Genomic DNA, 3,869 nt, shown 5'->3' with positions numbered 1-3,869 from the left:
CTTTGCTCAAAAAATAATTTACTTTTTTTGAGCAAAGCAGAAATAGCTTTATATTTGACAAAAATTTAATCGGTGGTTTGGGTTATTAAACAGACTGTCGTTGGCGTTCATTGGAACAAAGACTATATAACCAAAAATAAAAAATCATTTAAGTATATTTGTTTTATATTTGTAAAATAAAATTTTATAGAATGAGATTAAAACAGTTAAAAAATATTTTATTCAATTATATTTTTAAACCCTAAATAAAAAGATATGAAAAAGAATTTATTAATTTTTGCTGCCTTTAATATAGGCTACCAAGTATGGATGGCAGAAAACCTCAATGTTGAGAAATTCCGCAATGGTGACCCTATCCCTCATGCAAAAACACGTGAAGAGTGGGAAAAAGCAAGAGGAAATAAGGAGCCTGCTTGGTGTTATTACGACAACGATCCGGTAAATGGGGTGTGGTATGGCAAATTGTACAACTGGTATGCCGTAAACGACCCTAGAGGCTTGGCGCCTGAAGGCTGGCATGTTCCTAGCGATGATGAGTGGACTAAGTTAACCGACTATCTCGAAGGTGAAGATAATGCCGGTGGCAAACTAAAACAAACCGGAATAAAACATTGGAATAGCCCAAACCTAAATATTCCACACCTAAAAACAGCCAGCCCAAACTATATAGCAACCAATTTTAGAGTAACCAATGAAACTGGTTTTACAGCCCTTCCGGGTGGCTCCCGTAACGACTATGGTTATTTCAACAGTATTGGCTACAACGGTAGATGGTGGAGTGCTACCGCTACCGAGTACAGTGACAGTAACGCCTGTTTCCGGTGCATGAGCTATAGTTACAGCAGTGTTAGTCGGCACGACCTCAATAAGGCTTGTGGCTTATCGGTGCGTTGCTTGAGGGATTAATTTATTTACTATTTGATTTATTTGTTTAAAAAATAATATGCACTATTTTTTGAAACAAATAAGTTCCAATTGTATAATAAAAACCAACCTAAAAAAAGCGGTTCATCACAATAATGGATACTTAGCATGATGTAAATTATAAATTTTAAGCTTAAAATATTGGACATCTCGGTAGCCATATGCTTTTCTTTTCAAAACTTTAATCTTATTATTCATTCCTTCAAGAGGTCCTGTTGAAATTCTATAATAAAACCAATTAAAAATACCTGTTCTATGAGCCAATAGTAAATGAGCAAATTTTTTCATTAGTTTTATTCCAGAAGCTATTGCTTTTGCAACCCAAGAACCTAAAAACTTTTTTGCATCTGAAATATTATTTTGAAACCAAATTTGTTTTAAATCTTCCTTTAAATAATAGGCTATTGCTAATGGTTTATTAATATTTAGAGCTTTTTCTAATCTTTCTTTTTCACATTTACTATCATTTAAATTTTGACTGTTCTTTAGTAAAAGCCATCGGGTTCCTTTAATCAGTTTACGTTTGTTAATATCAACCTCATCTCTAAAGATAGTTTTGCGAATATTTGAAATAGTTTCATTTAAATTTTTTTCAATATGAAATCTGTCAAAAACAATATGAGTATCTGGTAAATACTCCATTACAGCACTAAAATATGCAGGCCACATATCCATTGCAATAGCTTTGAGTATTATACTAAATCTTTTAAAACGTTTCAATATTGGAGTTAAGCTTTCTTTTGTTCTACCTTCATTTATATAAATAATGCGCTTTGTTTCCAAATCCATTACTACAGTCATATATTTATGCCCTTTTTTAATTGAAAATTCATCAACTGCAATATATTTAACATCCTTAATATCAATTGATTTGTATTTATATTTTAAATAATTTTTGTCTATGCTTTTTATAAACCCCCAACTTGTCCCTAAATTATTAGCTATGTCTTGTACTGTCATAACATCTAATAGGGATATTACATATCGTTTAAATTTATTGGTATAACTTTTTTTTTATCTGCATATTTCAATTCTTCTTGCTGGATAGCACCACATTCTTTACATTCTAAACGTTGAACTTTTGCTATAAAAATAACTTGTTTTAAACCAATTGGAACTCCTCTAAATTTTCTTTGTTTTGAGCCTCGCTTTATTACTTTTTTGCTTCCGCATTGACTACACCTGAGATTGTTTTCCTTTGTTTGAATATGAAAGAAAACTTTACCTTCTTTAAATTCTGTTTTTAGATACTTCTGATTTTTCAATCCAAAACCATGATATATTAAACTTGTTGACATAGTTTTTTTTGTTCAAAAGTACTCATTATTGTGATGAACCAAAAAAGCAAATTATTTTTTGAGCAAAGTAGAAATAGCTTTATATTTGACAAAAATTTAATCGGTGGTTAGGGTTATTAAACAGACTGTCGTTAAGTCTAATTTGCTTATTAAAAGTTGTGTAAAAGGTAAAAAAAATATTATTTTGTTTTATCGTAAAAATTTTATTATAATTTGTGAACTGATGTAATATACATTCAAAATTTATAAGGATATGAAAATATTAAAACTACAGAAATTTATACTTATATTACCAACAAGGGATTTGATAAAATTTATAAGCCATTGGATAATATTGAATTATGGAATTTTTTACAAAATATATAATGGAAATATAATGACCAGTCATTATATCCACTCGTTAGCAGCAAACAAAAAAAATCATCATGAGCGACAATTCTAAAAAAGAGAAAGACAAGTATTTTCCATTATTTCTAAAGATTGCTATTGGATTTTTAATCTTGGCTTTAGTTTTCCCATTTATCGTAAATGGCTTTTTCTCTGATTGGTCTAAAAGTGGAACGTATGGAGATACATTTGGAGCTTTAAATGCTGTTTTTTCAGGTTTGGCATTAGCAGGTGTAATTGTTACAATTTTAATTCAAAGAACAGAGTTAAAAAATCAAAGAGTTGAATTAAGTCTTCAGAGAAACGAGATGAAGGAAACAAGAAAAGAATTTCTTCTCAATAGAACCACTACACTCGTTTATAATCAACTTGACCGTTTTGAAAAAGCTTTAACTGATTTCAGAATTAAAACATCAAACGGAAGAATTCTACACGGTAATGACGCGATAATATTCTTAGATGACAATAAGCACACAGTCTTAAAGCCTTTAGACAAATCTGAAGAAGATTATGCTACAGAAATAAAAACTGCCATTATCGAATTATTAAAAATTTATACACCAAATCAATCCGAAATTGACAAGTTAGCTCATTCAACTTATACTTCTGTAGAAGTTCTAAAAAGGCTTATTTACAAGACAGATTTGGAGATTGAACATCTTAACGATTTGAAAAATCTATTCTTTGTAAATATTGGGTTCATTAACATGGGTGTTATTGAGCGAATATCAGAAGTTGCAAAAAGTCAATTAGAATATTTGGAAGCTGATGACTATGTTGAGAATAACTTGGACGTTGTAACTATAATACATGCGAACTTTTTTTTAAAATCAATTAAAGATTTCTATCAACTTCGCTTAACTAAAGAAAATTTCGAGGAACATAAATCTAAATGGATTGAAAGGAATGGGAGTTTGGATAAATAAAAGTCAGCTACCAATCGAGTAGGCGGCTGATATTCCTTAGTTAAAACTACGGCTAACAAAGTGCAGCTCTCACATTTATCCCGCACCTTTTGGTCGGGACACCAAGCCCTTTAACTTCGTTTAGGATAAACCAAGCGGGTCTTATCTAAAGTATTCGGCACAGGCTGTACTTGGCGGTTTGGTATAAAAAGCTTTCAATTCCACTTCTTCTTAAGTTCATCCATATCTTTTTTCAAATTACTAACGGTTTTTAATAATTCATCCTTGGGTAAATTTCCTTCGGGAACTTCTGTGCTAATATAATTTACAAATTTCCATACCTCTTTAACTTCTT

4 protein-coding genes are annotated in these 3,869 nt (G+C 30.7%); 2 read left to right on the top strand and 2 right to left on the bottom strand.

Annotated elements, in window-relative coordinates; genetic code table 11:
* Positions 1–255: 255 nt before the first annotated feature.
* Positions 256–906 (top strand): fibrobacter succinogenes major paralogous domain-containing protein, encoded by a 651-nt coding sequence (locus tag U9R42_04820; GenBank protein MEA3495339.1) that lies wholly within the window; start codon positions 256–258, stop codon positions 904–906.
* Positions 907–1,011: 105 nt separating this feature from the next.
* On the opposite strand, the gene U9R42_04815 is transcribed toward U9R42_04820, so the two are convergent.
* Complete coding sequence (locus tag U9R42_04815; GenBank protein ID MEA3495338.1) at positions 1,012–1,884, bottom strand: ISL3 family transposase; 873 nt, start codon at positions 1,882–1,884, stop codon at positions 1,012–1,014.
* Positions 1,885–1,901: 17 nt separating this feature from the next.
* Positions 1,902–2,222 (bottom strand): transposase family protein, encoded by a 321-nt coding sequence (locus tag U9R42_04810; protein MEA3495337.1) that lies wholly within the window; start codon positions 2,220–2,222, stop codon positions 1,902–1,904.
* A gap of 425 nt (positions 2,223–2,647) precedes the next feature.
* Here U9R42_04810 and U9R42_04805 point away from each other — a divergent pair, with 425 nt between their 5' ends.
* Positions 2,648–3,535, top strand: a complete 888-nt coding sequence (locus U9R42_04805) for a hypothetical protein (GenBank protein ID MEA3495336.1) — start codon at positions 2,648–2,650, stop codon at positions 3,533–3,535.
* Positions 3,536–3,869: the final 334 nt, after the last annotated feature.

It is taken from the genome of Bacteroidota bacterium (assembly GCA_034723125.1).
In the GTDB taxonomy this organism is placed as follows: Bacteria; Bacteroidota; Bacteroidia; order CAILMK01; family JAAYUY01; genus JAYEOP01.
This window is presented reverse-complemented; position numbering and strand designations above follow the sequence as displayed.